This is a genomic window from Mesorhizobium sp. WSM1293, assembly GCF_000513875.1.
Lineage (GTDB): Bacteria > Pseudomonadota > Alphaproteobacteria > Rhizobiales > Rhizobiaceae > Mesorhizobium > Mesorhizobium ciceri.
Genome location: NZ_AZUV01000013.1, coordinates 68804 through 83970 on the forward strand (window position 1 = coordinate 68804; position 15167 = coordinate 83970).

Genomic DNA, 15167 nt, shown 5'->3' on the forward strand with positions numbered 1-15167 from the left:
CGACGCCAAGCCCGTACGCCGCGCAAACCGCTGTGCGACAGCAAAACGGCGCCTTGCGGCGCCGTTTCAGAATTTCGCTGCGGGCTCATGTCAGGCGCTGACATTGCCCTTCTTTTCCTTCTGCTCGGAGTAGATGTAGAGCGGCCGGGCACTGCCGGTCACCACCTCCTCCGAAATCACCACTTCGCGCACGCCTTCGAGTGCGGGAAGCTCGAACATCGTGTCGAGCAGGATCGCCTCCATGATCGAACGCAGGCCGCGCGCGCCGGTCTTGCGCTCAATAGCGCGCTTGGCGATCGCCGAAAGAGCGTTCTCATGGAAGGTCAGGTCGACATTTTCCATCTCGAACAGCCGCTGATACTGCTTGACCAGCGCGTTCTTCGGCTCGGTCAGGATCTGGATCAGCGCCGGTTCGTCGAGGTCTTCCAGCGTCGCCAGGACCGGCAGACGGCCGACAAACTCAGGGATAAGACCGAACTTCAACAGATCCTCGGGCTCGACCAGGCGGAAAACATCGCCAGTGCGGCGATCCTCCGGCGAAGCGACGACCGCGCCGAAGCCGATCGACGTCTTGCGGCCGCGATCCGAGATGATCTTGTCCAGCCCGGCGAAGGCGCCGCCGCAGATGAACAGGATGTTGGCTGTGTCGACCTGCAGGAATTCCTGCTGCGGGTGCTTCCTGCCGCCCTGTGGCGGCACGGAGGCGACGGTGCCTTCCATGATCTTCAAGAGCGCCTGCTGCACGCCCTCGCCCGACACGTCGCGGGTGATCGAGGGATTGTCCGACTTGCGCGAAATCTTGTCGATTTCGTCGATGTAGACGATGCCGCGCTGGGCGCGCTCGACATTGTAGTCGGCCGACTGCAACAGCTTCAGGATGATGTTTTCGACGTCCTCGCCGACATAGCCGGCTTCGGTCAGCGTCGTCGCGTCAGCCATGGTGAACGGCACGTCGATGATGCGGGCCAGCGTCTGCGCGAGCAGCGTCTTGCCGCAACCGGTCGGGCCGATCAAAAGGATGTTGGACTTCGCCAGTTCGACATCGTTGTTCTTGCCGGCATGCGCGAGGCGCTTGTAGTGATTGTGGACCGCCACCGACAGCACGCGCTTGGCGTAGGGCTGACCGATGACATAGTCGTCGAGAACCTTGAGGATCTCCTGCGGTGTCGGCACGCCTTCGCGCGACTTCACCATCGAGGTCTTGTTCTCTTCACGGATGATGTCCATGCAGAGCTCGACGCACTCGTCGCAGATGAAGACCGTCGGACCGGCGATCAGCTTGCGCACTTCGTGCTGGCTTTTGCCGCAAAACGAGCAGTAAAGCGTGTTCTTGGAATCGCCGCTGTTGTTGCCGACCTTGCTCATTTTCATGTCCTTTCATGGCCGCCCGCCGATGGTCTGGCTGAAAGGGCGCATACTCTATCTATCGCGGGAATCCGCCGCCGCCAGTGTGTCCCGGCTCCCGCAACGCATTCCGTACGAAACACAAATCAGAAAACGTGGCAATGATTCGCGACAACCCCGCATAAAGCTAAGCCGCCGAAACTCAACATAGCCTTAACGTAGGCAATCCTGTCCCCCGAGGGAACAGCCAATTGTGGCCGAAATGCCGCAAGACGCGCCAAAAGCGCGTGATGGTGCCATCCAACTGCCAACTTGCCTTTATGCCAGCGCCCCTTCGGCCGCCTCGCGCGACGAAATGACCTTGTCGATGAGGCCGAAATCCTTGGCTTCGTCGGCGGTCATGAAATGGTCGCGGTCGAGCGTTTTCTCGATCTCTTCATAGCTCTTGCCGGTGTGCTTGACGTAGACCTCGTTGAGGCGACGCTTCAGCTTGATGATATCCAGGGCATGGCGCTCGATGTCGGACGCCTGGCCCTGAAAGCCGCCGGAAGGCTGGTGAACCATGATGCGGGCGTTCGGCGTGGCAAAGCGCATGTCCTTGTGACCGGCAGTCAGGAGCAGCGAACCCATCGAAGCCGCCTGGCCGATGCAGAGCGTCGACACGGCCGGCTTGATGAACTGCATGGTGTCGTAGATCGCCATGCCCGAGGTGACGACGCCGCCCGGCGAATTGATGTAGAGGTTGATTTCCTTCTTCGGATTCTCAGCTTCGAGGAACAAAAGCTGCGCGCAGACCAGCGTCGCCATGCCGTCCTCGACCGGACCGGTGATGAAAATGATGCGCTCCTTGAGGAGGCGCGAGAAAATGTCGTAGGCCCGCTCGCCGCGATTGGTCTGTTCGACCACCATCGGAACGAGGTTCATGTAGGTTTCGACGGGGTTCTTCATCAGGTATCTCTTATCTCGCGGTGGGATTCCGGCGCCGGGAATGCCGGCAGATCGGGCAGAATCGGTTCTGGATCGTTATTCCGTAAATAGGATGCCGGCTCGTCCTTGTGCAAGGCCGACCCCTCCTAGCCATCTGGGTAAGTCGAATCAAGCTTTCTGACCAAGGATTCGCGGCGGCGGATGCTTCCGCGGGTCCGGAGCCGCATCGCCGGCCCCGCAACGTAGCAGTTTCTTAACCGCGTCACTTAACGAAATGCGCCGAAACCGCTTTTTTCCGAGACGGCTTCCTCTACAATTCAACGTTGAACTTATGCATAGAGTTCAACAGGGGGAGTGTCATGCCCGGGAAAACCGCATGCTTCACCATTGCCGGCCTGACCGTGCTCGGCACGATTTCGCAGACGGCGGCCGGCGGCCGCGCCGTCGAATGTTATGAGCCGGTCCGCAGTCCGGCCGTCTATGACACGGTCTATGAAGACGTGATGATCAGTCCGCCCGGTCAGCAGGTCGACTATATCGCCCCTATCTTTGGCACGCGCGAGCGCGTCGTGATGACCGTTCCGGCGCAAGTGACCTACCAGATCGTACCGGCCGTCACCCGCACCGTCTATCGTACGGTCCGGGTCGATGGCGGCGGCTATTCCTGGGAATGGCGCGTCATCCATGGCCGCAAGGTGCTGTGCAAGGTATGGCACAAGGCGCGCTACGAACGCGTCGCAGAGACCGTCGTGATCCGGCCAGAACGCACGCGGCGCGTCGTCATTCCCGCACAATATGACAGCATCGCCGAGGAGGTGCTAGTGCGGCCGGAACAAAGGCGCGTCATCGATGTCCCCGCCTCCTACCAGACCGTCGCGCGTCGTGTGTTGGTCCGGGAAGGCTCATCCAGTTGGCGGCGGGTGCATATTCCCAGGCATTGCCAGGATTAGCGCGCATGGCGTACCCTGCTTCGCAGCGGATCTCCGTTGGGCTGAGGGCATGCGCGACCTGGAAATTTCCAATCAGGAATTGTCAGACCTTGCCGAAGAAGCCTTGGCGCTTGCCAAAACTTATTGGGCCTCCCTCGAGGAACGTCGGACGTATCCCACGACCAGCGGCAAACAGACGACGGAACTCTTCTCGCGGCCTTGGCAGGAGAGCGGTCGTGGTCGGGAAGTCTTGCAGGATTTCAAGTCGATAGCGGAGCATGTGCGGCCTTCAACCGGCAGGTTCTTCGGTTATGTCGTCGGCTCCGGCGAACCGATCGGCGCGCTGAGGGAATTGCTGGCTGCGGTGCTCAATCAGAATGTGACGTCGTGGCGCTCGGCCCCGGCTGCGACATCGATCGAACGCGCCGTCGTCGAATGGTTGGCGGAGGCTGTCGGTTGCCCCGGATTTACAGGCAGCCTGTGCGGCGGCGGCTCGACGGCGAACCTCATGGCCCTGGCGATGGCGCGGGAAGCGAAGCTGCCAGCCAACGAAACAGGCGTGCGGCCGTGCGTGATCTATGCTTCCGAGCAAGTGCACATGTCCATTCCCAAGGCCGTCGCGCTGTTGGGGATCGGTAGAAAAAATCTCCGTTTGATCCCTGTCGACGACAAATTCAGGATGCGGACGGATGCCCTCCAGGCAGCTATTGCCGCCGACCGCGGCATCGGCAACATGCCCATCGCCATCGTGGCCACGGCCGGCACCATCATCTCCGGTGCGATCGATCCCCTTCCCGAAATCGCAGATATTGCCCGCAAGGAAGCGTTGTGGATGCATGTCGATGGGGCCTATGGGGGACTGGCGGCGCTGGCCGTCCCGGAAAAGTTCCAGGGACTGTCTTTGGCGGATTCGCTGTCGCTCGATGCGCACAAATGGCTCTATCAGCCACTCGATTGCGGCTGCCTGCTCAATCGTCACCCAGACATTGCGCGCACGACTTTCTCGCACAGCGACGACTACGTCAGGATATTGAGCGAAGACCCAACGGAAGCATTTGCATTCTTTGAAGAGTCGATCGAACTGTCTCGGCGCTTCCGTGCGCTGAAGCTCTGGATGTCGCTGCAGTATCACGGGCGCCGTGCCTATCGCGAAGCCATCGCGCGCGATCTGCACCATGCCCAGATGCTGGCGCAGACAATCGCTTCACAGCCGGAGCTTGAGCAGCTTGCGCCGGTATCGCTAAGCGCGGTCTGTTTCCGCCACCGCTCTAAGGACAACGAAGCGATCCTGCGCCGCGTGATCGCGCGCGGCCGCGTGTATCTGTCGAATGCAACGATCAACGGTCAGTTCGCGCTGCGGGCGTGTTTCGTCAATCACAGGACGACCTTGGACGACGTGCGGGCGATTGTGTCCGAAGTCATTGCCGCCGCAGACGAACTCAATCATTGAACCGCTGCGGATTTGGCCTCGTGTTTCAGGCGACCTCCGCCCGCAGCCATGCCTTCAGACCGGCGATATCCCCATTGCCGACAGCAGCGGCAACGCGCCTGCCGACCGCCGCGCCGAACTTGTAGCCGTGGCCGGAGCATGCCGAGACAACAAGGCATTTGCCCTTTTCATGCGCCATGAATTTTTCGTCTGATGTGAAAGTGTAGGCGCAGGTGACGACTTCGGTCACCTGATACTCTTCGATGCGGGCGATCGGCGGCGAAAACAGGTTGCGGATCGCCTCGCCCTCGCCCGCCACCGGCTCGCGGTTCCAATCGGCGTCGCTGGTCGGCACCTTGTGCAGCCCGGACCCGAACTTCATGCCGGCGCCGCCGGAGGGCGGGATCACATAGCCGTCGATCGCGCCGCCGACATCGAGCACGACCGGTGCCGCCTGCCAGGCCGCCTTGAGGTCGGCCGGCGGTTCGACATAGGCAAGTGCGGTTCGATAGGTCTTCAATTCTCCATCCAGTTCTGGAAACAGTTTTAGCACCCAGGCGCCGGCGGCGACGACGATGCGGTCGGCCTGCATCGTCGAGCCGCTTTCGAGCACGATGTGGCCGGCTTCGGCGTCGACCTCGACCACCTTGCTGTTTTCGTAGACATTGGCGCCGTTGGCGCGCAGCCACTTTGCCAGGCCGGACGCGATCTTGCGGCAATGCAGGGCGCCGCCTTCGGTCGAGAAATAGGCGTAGCGAAACGACCCGGCTTCCAGAAACGGCCAGCGTTTCACGGCTGCATCGGGCTCCAGCAGTTCGAACGGAAAATTGCCTTCTTCCAGGCCCTCGCGATATTCCTCGGCCTCGTCGCCGGGCTCGCGCGAAATGCAGACAAATCCTCTGGGATCGAGGTGGCTTTCGCCGAGATCGGCCCACATCTCGTCCCAGGCCTGGTAGGCTTCGGTGATCAGCCGGCCGTAGCCGGTCCCCGCGCGATAGGCGCGGCGGATGATGCGATGATGGTCGCCCGACGCGGCCAGCGGGTTCGGGATCGGCCCCTGCTCGACGACCGAAACGCTGTGACCCGCCTTGACCAGCGACCACGCGGTCGAGAGACCGGCAATACCCGCGCCGACAACGATCACATTCATCAGATCAGACTTTCCGCAGCCTTGTCGGCTGGCTCAACGTATTGGGTTGCGGGCGCCAACATACGGTCTGGAACCGGACTGGCAAGCCGCGCTATTGGTCTGGCATGAGCAAATTGACGCCACCCGGCCTGGTCTTTGATCCAGCCACGCGACACCTGCGGCTCGATCCGCACGAGCCTGCCTTTTTTCAGAACCCGTACGAGGCCTATGCATTTCTGCACGGCGCATCGAATGCCTTCTTCTGGGAAGAATTCGGCTTCTGGTGCTTTGGCGGCTTCGACGACGTCAACCGGCTGCTGCGCGACCGCCGTTTCGGCCGCCAGAATCCGGCCGGCATTCCAGACAGTCGCGGCATTGGACAGGACCGCAGCCATCTCAGGGCCTTCGACGGCGTCGAAGCCAATTCGATGCTGGAACTGGAGCCGCCGGTGCACACGCGGCTGAGAACACTGGTCAACCGCGCCTTCGTCTCGCGTCAGGTCGAACGGCTGCGGCCGCGTGTCGAGGCTTTGGCCAACGAGCTGATCGACCGTTTCGAACCAGGCAAGACGGTCGACCTGTTGCCTGCCTTCGCGGCGCCCTTGCCGATCACCATCATTGCCGAAATGCTCGGTGTGCCGGTCGACATGGGGCCGCAACTGCTCGACTGGTCGCACCAGATGGTTGCCATGTACATGCATGGCCGCACGCGCGCGATCGAAGAGACGGCCAACCGCGCCGCGGGCGAATTTGCCGATTTCCTGCGTTTCCATGTCACCGAGCGACGCAAGAACCCTGGCGACGACCTGCTGTCGCTGCTGATCTCGGCGCAGGAGGACGGCAAAAAGCTGTCGGAGGACGAGATGGTGTCCTCGGCGATCCTGCTGCTCAATGCCGGTCATGAAGCGACAGTGCATCAGACCGGCAACGCTGTCCGTTCGATCCTTATGCAAGGCGGCGATGTCAGCCGCTTCTTCGGCTCACCCGAAGCGACCGCGGCAACGGTCGAGGAATGCCTGCGCTTCGACGCGCCGCTGCACATGTTCACGCGCTATGCCTACCAGGAGATCGAAGTCGCGCCTGGCATTGTCGTGCAGCCGGGCCAGACGATCGGGCTGCTGCTCGGCATGGCCAATCATGACCCGCGCGCCTTCGCCGAACCGCAAGCTTTCCGGCCCGATCGTCCGGACCAGAAGAACGTGTCATTCGGCGCCGGCATCCATTTCTGCATCGGCGCGCCGCTGGCCAGGCTAGAATTGCAGGTGTCGCTGAAAACCCTGTTCGAACGGCACCCGAAGCTGCATCTTGCCGAAAGGCCAAGCTTCCGCGACACTTACCACTTCCATGGGCTGGAAAGGCTCGCCGTCGGCTTTTGACGAAGCGCGGGCCTGCCTTGACCTTCCAGGACAGCCCGCTCAGCCAGCTTCCGGGAAAGTGATCAAAGCTTGATCACATACTCCTTGCGAGTCGTTTCAAGCACTTCCCAGCTGCCCTTGAAGCCGGGCTTCAGCACAAAGCTGTCGCCGGTCTTGACGGTGCGCGCTTGCCCACCGTCCTCCGCGATCACCGAAACGCCGGACAGGATGTGGCAGAACTCCCACTCGTCATAGACGATGCGCCATTTGCCCGGGGTCGATTCCCATATGCCGGCATAGAGGCCGCCGTCGCGCTCCTCGACATTCCAGGTGCGGAATTTGGGATCGCCCGAGATCAGCCGGTCGGGCGCCGGTGCACCCTGTTCGGCGTCGACAGCGTCGACGCCGATGGAAAGAAATTTCGACTCGCTCATGATCGGTCAGACCTTGGCTAGCGCCTGTTCGAGGTCGGCGACGATGTCGTTGACGTCCTCGATGCCGATCGAAAGCCGCACCGTGTCCGGTCCTGCGCCGGCCTTGACCTTCTGCTCGTCGGAAAGCTGGCGGTGCGTGGTCGAAGCTGGGTGGATGACCAGCGACTTGGTATCGCCGACATTGGCGAGGTGCGAGAACAGCTCGAGCGCCTCGACGAATTTGACGCCCGCGTCATAGCCGCCCTTCAGCGCGAAGGTGAATACGGCGCCGGCGCCAAGCGGTGAGTACTTCTTCTGCAGCGCGTTGTTCTTGTCTGAGGGCAGGCCGGGGTAATTCACCGATGCGACCTTGGGGTGGTTGGACAGCCAGGCGGCAACCGTCACGGCATTGTCACAGTGGCGCTGCATGCGCAGCGGCAGGGTTTCCAGGCCGGTCAGGATGAGGAAGGCGTTGAACGGGGAGATCGCCGGGCCGAGATCGCGCAGGCCGAGCACGCGCGCGGCAATGGCGAAGGCGAAATTGCCGAAGGTTTCGTGCAGGACAAGACCACCATATTCGGGGCGCGGTTCCGACAGCATCGGGTATTTGCCCGATTTCGACCAGTCGAAGGTGCCGCCGTCGACGATGGCGCCGCCGATCGAATTGCCGTGACCGCCGATGAATTTGGTCAGCGAATGGACGACGATGTCGGCGCCATGCTCGATCGGCCGGATGAGGTAGGGCGAGGCCAGTGTGTTGTCGACGATCAGCGGCAGGCCGTGCTTGCGCGCGATGTCGCCGATCTTCTCGATGTCGACGAAGGTGCCGCCCGGATTGGCGAGGCTTTCGATGAAGATCGCCTTGGTCCTGTCGTCGATCTGGCTTTCGAAGGTCGAGATATCGTTGGTGTCGGCCCAGCGCACCTCCCAGCCATAATTCTTGAAGGCATGGCCGAATTGGTTGATCGAACCGCCGTAAAGCTTGTTGGCCGCGACGAAATTGTCGCCCGGCTGCATCAGATTGTGGAACACGATCACCTGCGCCGCATGGCCGGAGGCGACCGCGAGTGCCGCCGTGCCGCCTTCAAGGGCCGCCATGCGCTCTTCCAGCACCGCCTGGGTCGGGTTCATGATGCGGGTGTAGATGTTGCCGAAGGCCTTCAGCCCGAACAGCGACGCGGCATGGTCTGCATCGTCGAAGACGAAGGAGGTCGTCTGGTAGATCGGCGTGGCGCGCGCGCCGGTCGCCGGATCGGGCTTGGCACCGGCATGGACGGCGAGCGTGTTGAAACCTGGCGTGCGGGTCACTGAAAACCTCCCTTTTGAAACTCTTGAAATCGCCGGGCATTCTTGGCGAAGCATGAGCGCGAATGCAAAGAAGAAAATACCCTTCGGCTAGCGATCTGCGGCCGAGGCCCGAGAAAATGCGCTGGCCTAAGGAATAATTTTGCGCCTAAGGCGTATCGCGCGTCAGGCCTTGCTTTTGGTGCACGTCGTTATCCCAAAACCGCTGCGCACTTTTGAGCGACGTGCACTACTTCTGCCGCACGCCAAAACTCTGGAATCCCGACCGCATCAGCGGCTTCTTCGACGACAGCACGCCGGAATTGACGCCGGTCCAACCGATCTCGCCGGACAGCTTGCCATATTCGATCTTGGGGCAGCGGTTCATCACCACCTTGATGCCGGCGGCCTCGGCGCGCGCGGCTGCTTCGTCATGGCGCACGCCAAGCTGCATCCAGATCACTTTCGGCAAGGGATCGAGCCGCAACGCCTCGTCGACGATGCCGGGCACCGCCGCCGGCGCGCGAAAGATGTCGACCATGTCGATCGGCTCCGGAATATCGGCGAGCCTCGCATAGGTCATCCGGCCGAGGATCTCCTTGCCGGCCTGGCCAGGATTGATCGGAAACACCGAAAATCCCTTGGCCAGCAGATATTTCAGCACGAAATAGCTTGGCCGCACATCATTGGCGGATGCGCCGACCATGGCGACGGTCTTCACCGAATTGAGGATGCCGGCGATGTAGCTGTTGTCGTAACTATCGTGGTTCATGCGGCTTCCTGCGGTAGTGATAGCGGTAAAGTTCACGGCTGAACCCAAGCGAGGCGTAGAGGGCGCGAGCCGGCGTGTTGTCGGCCACCACCTGCAGGCATGCAGCTGACGCACCCGTTTGTCGTGCCCAGTCGATCAGGACGCCCACCGTCTTGCGGCCCAGGCCTTGCTGCCTGAAACGGCCGTCGGTTTCAACCGATTCCACCACAAGCAGCCCATTGCGGATGACGCCATAGGCCAAGGCGGCAATTTCGCTGTCTCGTGTACAGGACACGAACGCCCGGTCGCCGACGATCAGTCCGGTCATCTCGCGAAAGACGCGGCGATCGATGTCGTCATAAGCCTCCATGCGGAAGCGCGCCGCGAGCCAGTCTTCGCCTGGCACAGGCGAAACAGCGACCCGCTCGTCGCGGACTTCAGCCAGATCGCCGATCCCGGCATGGAGATGGATCGTCCCGCCTTCCGGCTGGTAGCCGCGATGGTCGAGTGCGGTTTCGAGCTCGGCGGCGATATCAGGCACTCGGAACATCGGCGCCTGACCGTGGCCGACGTAGAAGGACTCTGCGGCGTCGATCACTTTGTCGGGCGCGCCGCGCTCGACGCGCAATGGGTTCGCAGAATTGGTGCGCCGGATCCTGCCGCCTGAGTGCCGCAGAAGCCAGCCGTCCACGACCGCCTCGGATGCCGCCGGCCAGCCTTCGCGGCAAGCCTGCTCAATCCGCCAGTTGAGATCATCGTCGCCGGCGCTCACGCGTCATCCTCCCGCAGCGCTTCCTCCATAAACGCCTGCGGATCGGTACAGAAGTCGCGCATCATGCGAAAATGATCGGTATCATTGAAATCCATGGCATCAAGTCCGAACCGGCTGATGCGGAACAGCCGCGCGCCAGGGCAAGCCATCAGCAGCGGCGAATGCGTCGCCATGATCACCTGCGCGGTGCCCGACTGGTCCATGCGCCTTAGCATCTTGAGCAGTTCGATCTGACGCGACGGGGAGAGCGCGCTCTCGGGTTCGTCGAGGATGTAGATGCCTTGCCTGCGGCAGCGCTCCTCGAAAAAACGGATAAAGCCCTCGCCATGCGACCAGGACAGGAAGTCCGGCGGCGGGGGCCTGAAAGGGTCTTCCAGTGCCGCCTGATCGAGATATCGGGCCACGGAGTAGAAGGATTCGGCGCGAAAAAACCAGCCGGCGGTGACTTTCGGCAGCCAGTGACCGCGGAATGCGTTGGCCAGCGCGGCACCACTCTTGTCGATGGCGCTGGAATGGTCGACCGGCCTATATCCCTTGCCGCCACCGGCTTCGTCATAGCCGGCCAGCGCACCGATCGCCTCGAGCAGCGTCGATTTGCCGGTGCCGTTCTCGCCGACGATGATGGTGATCGGCGTGGTGAATTCGAGTTCGAAGTCGTGGCCGCGAAACAGCGGCAGGTTCCATGGATATTTTTCCCAATCCTCGACCCGCACGGCATCGAGCAGGATGCGCTTCAGATAGGGAGCCTTGAGCCGCGTCAGCTGCTTGCGATGGGCCATCAGCCAGGTAGCGAAATCGTGCCGTCTTCGGCGATCGGAAAGGCCGGATTGTGCGCCACTTCCCAGACATGCCCGTCGGCGTCGGCGAAGTAGCCGTACCAGCCGCCCCAGAAGGCGCGGCCGGCCGGCTTGACGATGCGGCCGCCGGCTTTTTCCGCCCTGGCGAGCACGTCGTCGACTTCAGCGTCGGAGCGGGTGTTGTAGGCGAGGTAGACCGCCGATGGCGCCGCGGCGAAGGCGATGCCGGAATCCTCTTCTGCGCTGGCACGTGGGAACAGACCAAGAATGACGCCGCCCATCTGGAAGAAGGCGACACCGTCGGTGATACCGGCATGCCGCTTCAAGCCCATAGCCTCGTAAAAGCGCACCGCGCGGTCCAGATCATCGGTGGCGATGGTAATGATAGAGATTCGCGGCTCCATGGTGCTGCTCCTATTCGTCCGTCCATTCCGGCTTGCGCTTGCCGATGAAGGCGCCGATGCCTTCCTCGGCGTCGCGCGCGAGCATGTTTTCGACCATGATCCGGCCGGTATAGGTGTAAGCATCCGCCAGCCCCATTTCGGCCTGCGCGTAAAACGCCTCCTTGCCCGTCTTGACCACCAAAGATGATTTGGAAGCAATGGTTTGCGCGTATTTGGTGACGATCTGATTCAGGTATTCGCGCGGCACGACGCGGTTGACCAGGCCGAATTCCTTGGCGGTTGCCGCATCGATGGTCTCGCCGGTCAACAGCATCTCCATCGCATGCTTGCGCGAGACGTTGCGCGACAGCGCCACCATCGGCGTCGAGCAGAACAGGCCGATGTTGACACCCGGCGTACAGAAGGTCGCCTCATGCGAAGCGATCGCCAGGTCGCAGCTGGCGACCAGTTGCAGCCCGGCGGCGGTGGCCAGGCCGTCAACCTCGGCGATGACAGGCACTGGATGACGCACTATCGCCTGCATCAGCGTCGCACAAGCGGCAAACGTCTCTGCGAAAAAGGCCTTGCCATGATCGGCGTCAGTGCGGCGCGCGGTCATTTCCTTGAGATCGTGGCCGGCGCAGAACACCTTGCCGGCAGCCGACAAGACGATGACGCGAACGGCCTTGTCGGCCCTGGCGCGCTCGAGTTCGGCCGTCAGCGCCGCCATCACCGCCAGCGACAGCGCGTTGGCAGGCGGATTGGCGAGTGTGAGGCGCAGCACGCCCTTGTCCAGTTGTGCGACCACCGGACCCTCAACGGCGGCAGGCTTGATGGCAAGGATTTCGGCCATGGATAAGGTTCTCCGCGATTCCGCTGGGGCTGCCAGACTATTTAATACCGGATCAGGTTTCGTCCAACACCGATCGCTTGCGCCAGGGGACGAAGGTTGTCAGAAATGCCGCGCTGCGCTCATACAGGCCTGGCGCAAAGCGAGAGACTAAGACATGCCCGCTCAGACCAACCTCAAGCCCGTGCTGACCGCGCAACAAGTCAATGCGCTGATGGAAACCGTCTATCCGCAGCTCAATGAGCAGTTCAAATATTTCGAGGCGATCGACGTGTTCCCGGGCGGCTGCACCGTGCGGCTCAACGCCGGCGAACGGCATTTGCGTCCCGGCGGCACGGTGTCCGGCCCCTCGCTGTTCACGCTGGCCGACATTGGCGGCTACGTCTGCGTGCTCAGCCATGCCGGGCCGGATGCGCTTTCGGTCACCGTCAACCTCGACATCAATTTCGTGCGCAAGGCCGAGGCAGGACCGATCGACGGCCATTGCCGCATCCTGAAGCTGGGAAAGAGCCTGATGGTGTTCGACATCGACATCGTTGCCGGCCCAGACGGACACACGGTGGCGCATGCCACCGGCACCTATTCGATCCCGCCGAAGCGGAATGGTGATGTGGTAAAATAATACCTTTTATTCAAGTTATTGTTTTTGCTACATTTTACCTGATATCTACCTTTTCGTTCGCCTTGACGCGGTCACCACCCTCGCCTATAAGCCTCCACGAAGCAGCGGCCCGCAAAGGCCGCCGTTTTGTTATTGGCGGCGGGCAAGCGCCTTTCGCCAATCCAAGCAACAAGAAACGCCTTCTCTTATGAAGGTCAGAACCGAGAGCAGAAAACATGACAACCTTTTCGCAGAAGCCTGCGGATGTGGTGAAGAAGTGGATCCTGATCGACGCCGAAGGTCTCGTCGTCGGTCGTCTGGCCACTGTCATCGCCAATCATCTCCGCGGCAAGCACAAGCCGACCTTCACCCCGCACGTCGACGACGGCGACAACGTCATCGTCATCAATGCCGACAAGGTGGTGTTCACCGGCAAGAAATTCACCGACAAGGTCTATTACTGGCACACCGGCCACCCAGGCGGCATCAAGGAGCGCACCGCGCGCCAGCTGCTCGAGGGTCGTTTCCCCGAGCGTGTCGTCGAGAAAGCCGTTGAGCGCATGGTCCCGCGTGGCCCGCTCGGCCGTCGCCAGATGAAGAACCTGCGCGTCTATGCAGGCGCCGAGCATCCGCATGTCGCCCAGCAGCCCGTCGTGCTCGACGTGGCCAAGCTGAACGCCAAGAACAAGAAGGTCGCATAAGATGGCTGAGCTTTCCTCGCTCGCAGAACTGGGCGCCGCCACCGGCAACACCAATACCCAGCCGGCGGCCCCCGTCCACGTCCAGAAGCTCGACAAGTCGGGCCGCGCCTATGCCACCGGCAAGCGCAAGAACGCCATTGCGCGCGTCTGGGTGAAGCCGGGTTCCGGCAAGATCATCGTCAACGACAAGGAATTCGCGACCTATTTCGCGCGTCCGGTCCTGCAGATGATCCTCAACCAGCCGATCATCGCCTCCAACCGCGCCGGCCAGTACGACATCGTCGCGACAGTCGTCGGCGGCGGTCTCTCCGGCCAGGCTGGCGCCGTGCGTCACGGCATCTCCAAGGCGCTGACCTACTACGAGCCGACGCTGCGCGCCGTGCTCAAGAAGGGCGGCTTCCTGACCCGCGACAGCCGCGTCGTCGAGCGCAAGAAGTACGGCAAGGCCAAGGCCCGTCGTAGCTTCCAGTTTTCCAAGCGCTAAGCACTTCGCAGCTTCAGATCGAAAAGGCCGCCTCCGGGCGGCCTTTTTGTTTGCGGATCGGCAGGGAGGTCGGCGCGGAGCACCGGGTGGGGTGATGGCGCCGGAAACAGGTCAGGCCTTGCCGCCCTTGATATAGTCGATGAACGCCCGCAGCGGGGCCGGAACCAGGCGCCGGCCGGGATAATAGAGAAACGGTCCGGGAAAACTCTGCCACCACGGTTCGAGCACGGGCTCAAGAGCGCCGCTGTCGAAGTAAGGGCGCAGCCAGCCCTCGAAGAGGCCGATGATGCCGGTGCCGGCAATAGCCGCGTCGACGGCAAGATCCGTCGCCCCGCCGATCCGCACGATCAAGGGGCCTGTCGGATCGACCCGCACCACCTCGCCGTCTCGCTCGAATTCCCACGGCAGCATCGCACCGCTGGCAAAGCGCCCACGCACGCAGGAGTGGCCAAGCAGGTCGCTCGGGTGTTGCGGGCGGCCATGGCGATCAAGATAGGCAGGGCTGGCGGCCGTGGCGAAACGCTGCACGCGCGGCCCGATCGGCACCGCGATCATGTCCTGCTCCAGCCGCTCGTCATAGCGGATGCCGGCGTCACAGCCGGCCGCCAGCACGTCGACGAAGTTCTCGTCGGCGATCACCTCCAGCCGGATACCGGGATAGGCGGCGAGGAAACCCGGCACGATATCGGGCAATATCAGCCGCGCAGCACTGACCGGCACGTTGAGACGCAACGAGCCCGCCGGCCTGTCGCGAAAACCGTTCACCACGTCCAGCGCCGCCTCCACCTCCGACAGCGCCGGGCCGAGCCGCTCCAGAAGGCTGAGGCCCGCCTCGGTCGGGACAACGCTGCGCGTCGTGCGGTTGAACAGCCTGACACCGAGCTGCACTTCCAGGCGACGCACCGCCTCACTCAGGCCGGAGGCGCTGCCGCCGCTCGCACGCGCGCCGTCGCGAAAGCCGCCGGCGCGCGCCACCGCCACGAAAGCATTCAGATCGCTGAGGTCCATCATTGTTCGC

At 62.4% G+C, this 15167-nt stretch carries 17 protein-coding genes; 6 read left to right on the plus strand and 11 right to left on the minus strand.

Annotation, left to right across the window (positions count from 1 at the left end; translation table 11 throughout):
* Positions 1–90 precede the first annotated feature (90 nt).
* A complete protein-coding gene (gene clpX / locus M729_RS0117825; RefSeq protein ID WP_013532190.1) occupies positions 91–1365 on the minus strand; it encodes an ATP-dependent Clp protease ATP-binding subunit ClpX in 1275 nt (424 codons plus the stop codon).
* A 297-nt stretch (positions 1366–1662) separates the two neighbouring features.
* Positions 1663–2292 carry an ATP-dependent Clp endopeptidase proteolytic subunit ClpP gene (gene clpP / locus M729_RS0117830; RefSeq protein ID WP_013532191.1) on the minus strand — a complete coding sequence of 210 codons (630 nt, stop codon included), beginning with the start codon at positions 2290–2292 and terminating at the stop codon, positions 1663–1665.
* 338 nt (positions 2293–2630) lie between these two features.
* On the opposite strand from clpP, the gene M729_RS0117835 reads away from it, so the two are divergent.
* Together M729_RS0117835 and M729_RS0117840 are read left to right on the plus strand one after the other, a co-directional pair.
* A complete protein-coding gene (locus M729_RS0117835; RefSeq protein WP_027162394.1) occupies positions 2631–3221 on the plus strand; it encodes a hypothetical protein in 591 nt (196 codons plus the stop codon).
* A gap of 49 nt (positions 3222–3270) precedes the next feature.
* On the plus strand, positions 3271–4650 hold the full coding sequence (locus M729_RS0117840) for a pyridoxal-dependent decarboxylase (RefSeq protein WP_027162395.1): 1380 nt from the start codon (positions 3271–3273) through the stop codon (positions 4648–4650).
* A 25-nt stretch (positions 4651–4675) separates the two neighbouring features.
* Here the strand turns inward: M729_RS0117840 and M729_RS0117845 are convergent, their stop codons facing one another.
* Positions 4676–5779 carry an FAD-dependent oxidoreductase gene (locus tag M729_RS0117845; RefSeq protein WP_027162396.1) on the minus strand — a complete coding sequence of 368 codons (1104 nt, stop codon included), beginning with the start codon at positions 5777–5779 and terminating at the stop codon, positions 4676–4678.
* Between the two features lie 104 nt (positions 5780–5883).
* On the opposite strand from M729_RS0117845, the gene M729_RS0117850 reads away from it, so the two are divergent.
* Complete coding sequence (locus M729_RS0117850; RefSeq protein WP_027162397.1) at positions 5884–7134, plus strand: cytochrome P450; 1251 nt, start codon at positions 5884–5886, stop codon at positions 7132–7134.
* A 62-nt stretch (positions 7135–7196) separates the two neighbouring features.
* Here the strand turns inward: M729_RS0117850 and M729_RS0117855 are convergent, their stop codons facing one another.
* The 7 genes from M729_RS0117855 to M729_RS0117885 all read right to left on the minus strand — a co-directional run bounded on the left by M729_RS0117855 (position 7197) and on the right by M729_RS0117885 (position 12366).
* Positions 7197–7547: a cupin domain-containing protein gene (locus M729_RS0117855; RefSeq protein ID WP_013532197.1), complete on the minus strand. Its 351-nt coding sequence runs from the start codon at positions 7545–7547 to the stop codon at positions 7197–7199.
* A 6-nt stretch (positions 7548–7553) separates the two neighbouring features.
* On the minus strand, positions 7554–8834 hold the full coding sequence (locus tag M729_RS0117860; RefSeq protein ID WP_024504598.1) for an O-acetylhomoserine aminocarboxypropyltransferase: 1281 nt from the start codon (positions 8832–8834) through the stop codon (positions 7554–7556).
* A 226-nt stretch (positions 8835–9060) separates the two neighbouring features.
* On the minus strand, positions 9061–9582 hold the full coding sequence (locus tag M729_RS0117865) for a CoA-binding protein (RefSeq protein ID WP_013532199.1): 522 nt from the start codon (positions 9580–9582) through the stop codon (positions 9061–9063).
* Positions 9569–10333, minus strand: coding sequence for a GNAT family N-acetyltransferase (locus M729_RS0117870; protein WP_027162398.1), 765 nt, complete (start codon positions 10331–10333; stop codon positions 9569–9571). Before M729_RS0117870 ends, M729_RS0117865 begins: the two co-directional genes overlap by 14 nt.
* Positions 10330–11112 (minus strand): AAA family ATPase, encoded by a 783-nt coding sequence (locus tag M729_RS0117875; RefSeq protein WP_027162399.1) that lies wholly within the window; start codon positions 11110–11112, stop codon positions 10330–10332. The genes M729_RS0117870 and M729_RS0117875 overlap by 4 nt, the downstream gene beginning before the upstream one ends.
* Entirely contained in the window at positions 11112–11534 is a 423-nt protein-coding gene (locus M729_RS0117880; RefSeq protein ID WP_027162400.1) for a VOC family protein, read from the minus strand. The genes M729_RS0117875 and M729_RS0117880 overlap by 1 nt, the downstream gene beginning before the upstream one ends.
* 10 nt (positions 11535–11544) lie before the next feature.
* Positions 11545–12366 (minus strand): enoyl-CoA hydratase, encoded by an 822-nt coding sequence (locus M729_RS0117885; RefSeq protein ID WP_027162401.1) that lies wholly within the window; start codon positions 12364–12366, stop codon positions 11545–11547.
* A gap of 154 nt (positions 12367–12520) precedes the next feature.
* On the opposite strand from M729_RS0117885, the gene M729_RS0117890 reads away from it, so the two are divergent.
* The 3 genes from M729_RS0117890 to rpsI all read left to right on the plus strand — a co-directional run bounded on the left by M729_RS0117890 (position 12521) and on the right by rpsI (position 14149).
* The gene (locus tag M729_RS0117890; protein WP_027162402.1) at positions 12521–12985 is read left to right on the plus strand and encodes a PaaI family thioesterase; all 465 of its coding nucleotides are present in this window, start codon (positions 12521–12523) and stop codon (positions 12983–12985) included.
* A gap of 215 nt (positions 12986–13200) precedes the next feature.
* Positions 13201–13665, plus strand: coding sequence for a 50S ribosomal protein L13 (gene rplM, locus M729_RS0117895; protein ID WP_013532205.1), 465 nt, complete (start codon positions 13201–13203; stop codon positions 13663–13665).
* A 1-nt stretch (position 13666) separates the two neighbouring features.
* Complete coding sequence (gene rpsI / locus M729_RS0117900) at positions 13667–14149, plus strand: 30S ribosomal protein S9 (RefSeq protein WP_023810272.1); 483 nt, start codon at positions 13667–13669, stop codon at positions 14147–14149.
* A gap of 111 nt (positions 14150–14260) precedes the next feature.
* Here rpsI and M729_RS0117905 read toward each other — a convergent pair whose 3' ends face one another.
* Positions 14261–15160 (minus strand): LysR family transcriptional regulator, encoded by a 900-nt coding sequence (locus M729_RS0117905; protein WP_013532207.1) that lies wholly within the window; start codon positions 15158–15160, stop codon positions 14261–14263.
* Positions 15161–15167: the final 7 nt, after the last annotated feature.

Coding starts and splice junctions, on each gene's coding strand:
- clpX (WP_013532190.1), bottom strand. CDS start 1,365: ATGAGCAAGGTCGGCAACAACAGCGGCGATTCCAAGAACACGCTTTAC.
- clpP (WP_013532191.1), bottom strand. CDS start 2,292: ATGAAGAACCCCGTCGAAACCTACATGAACCTCGTTCCGATGGTGGTC.
- M729_RS0117835 (WP_027162394.1), top strand. CDS start 2,631: ATGCCCGGGAAAACCGCATGCTTCACCATTGCCGGCCTGACCGTGCTC.
- M729_RS0117840 (WP_027162395.1), top strand. CDS start 3,271: ATGCGCGACCTGGAAATTTCCAATCAGGAATTGTCAGACCTTGCCGAA.
- M729_RS0117845 (WP_027162396.1), bottom strand. CDS start 5,779: ATGAATGTGATCGTTGTCGGCGCGGGTATTGCCGGTCTCTCGACCGCG.
- M729_RS0117850 (WP_027162397.1), top strand. CDS start 5,884: ATGAGCAAATTGACGCCACCCGGCCTGGTCTTTGATCCAGCCACGCGA.
- M729_RS0117855 (WP_013532197.1), bottom strand. CDS start 7,547: ATGAGCGAGTCGAAATTTCTTTCCATCGGCGTCGACGCTGTCGACGCC.
- M729_RS0117865 (WP_013532199.1), bottom strand. CDS start 9,582: ATGAACCACGATAGTTACGACAACAGCTACATCGCCGGCATCCTCAAT.
- M729_RS0117875 (WP_027162399.1), bottom strand. CDS start 11,112: ATGGCCCATCGCAAGCAGCTGACGCGGCTCAAGGCTCCCTATCTGAAG.
- M729_RS0117880 (WP_027162400.1), bottom strand. CDS start 11,534: ATGGAGCCGCGAATCTCTATCATTACCATCGCCACCGATGATCTGGAC.
- M729_RS0117885 (WP_027162401.1), bottom strand. CDS start 12,366: ATGGCCGAAATCCTTGCCATCAAGCCTGCCGCCGTTGAGGGTCCGGTG.
- M729_RS0117890 (WP_027162402.1), top strand. CDS start 12,521: ATGCCCGCTCAGACCAACCTCAAGCCCGTGCTGACCGCGCAACAAGTC.
- rplM (WP_013532205.1), top strand. CDS start 13,201: ATGACAACCTTTTCGCAGAAGCCTGCGGATGTGGTGAAGAAGTGGATC.
- rpsI (WP_023810272.1), top strand. CDS start 13,667: ATGGCTGAGCTTTCCTCGCTCGCAGAACTGGGCGCCGCCACCGGCAAC.
- M729_RS0117905 (WP_013532207.1), bottom strand. CDS start 15,160: ATGATGGACCTCAGCGATCTGAATGCTTTCGTGGCGGTGGCGCGCGCC.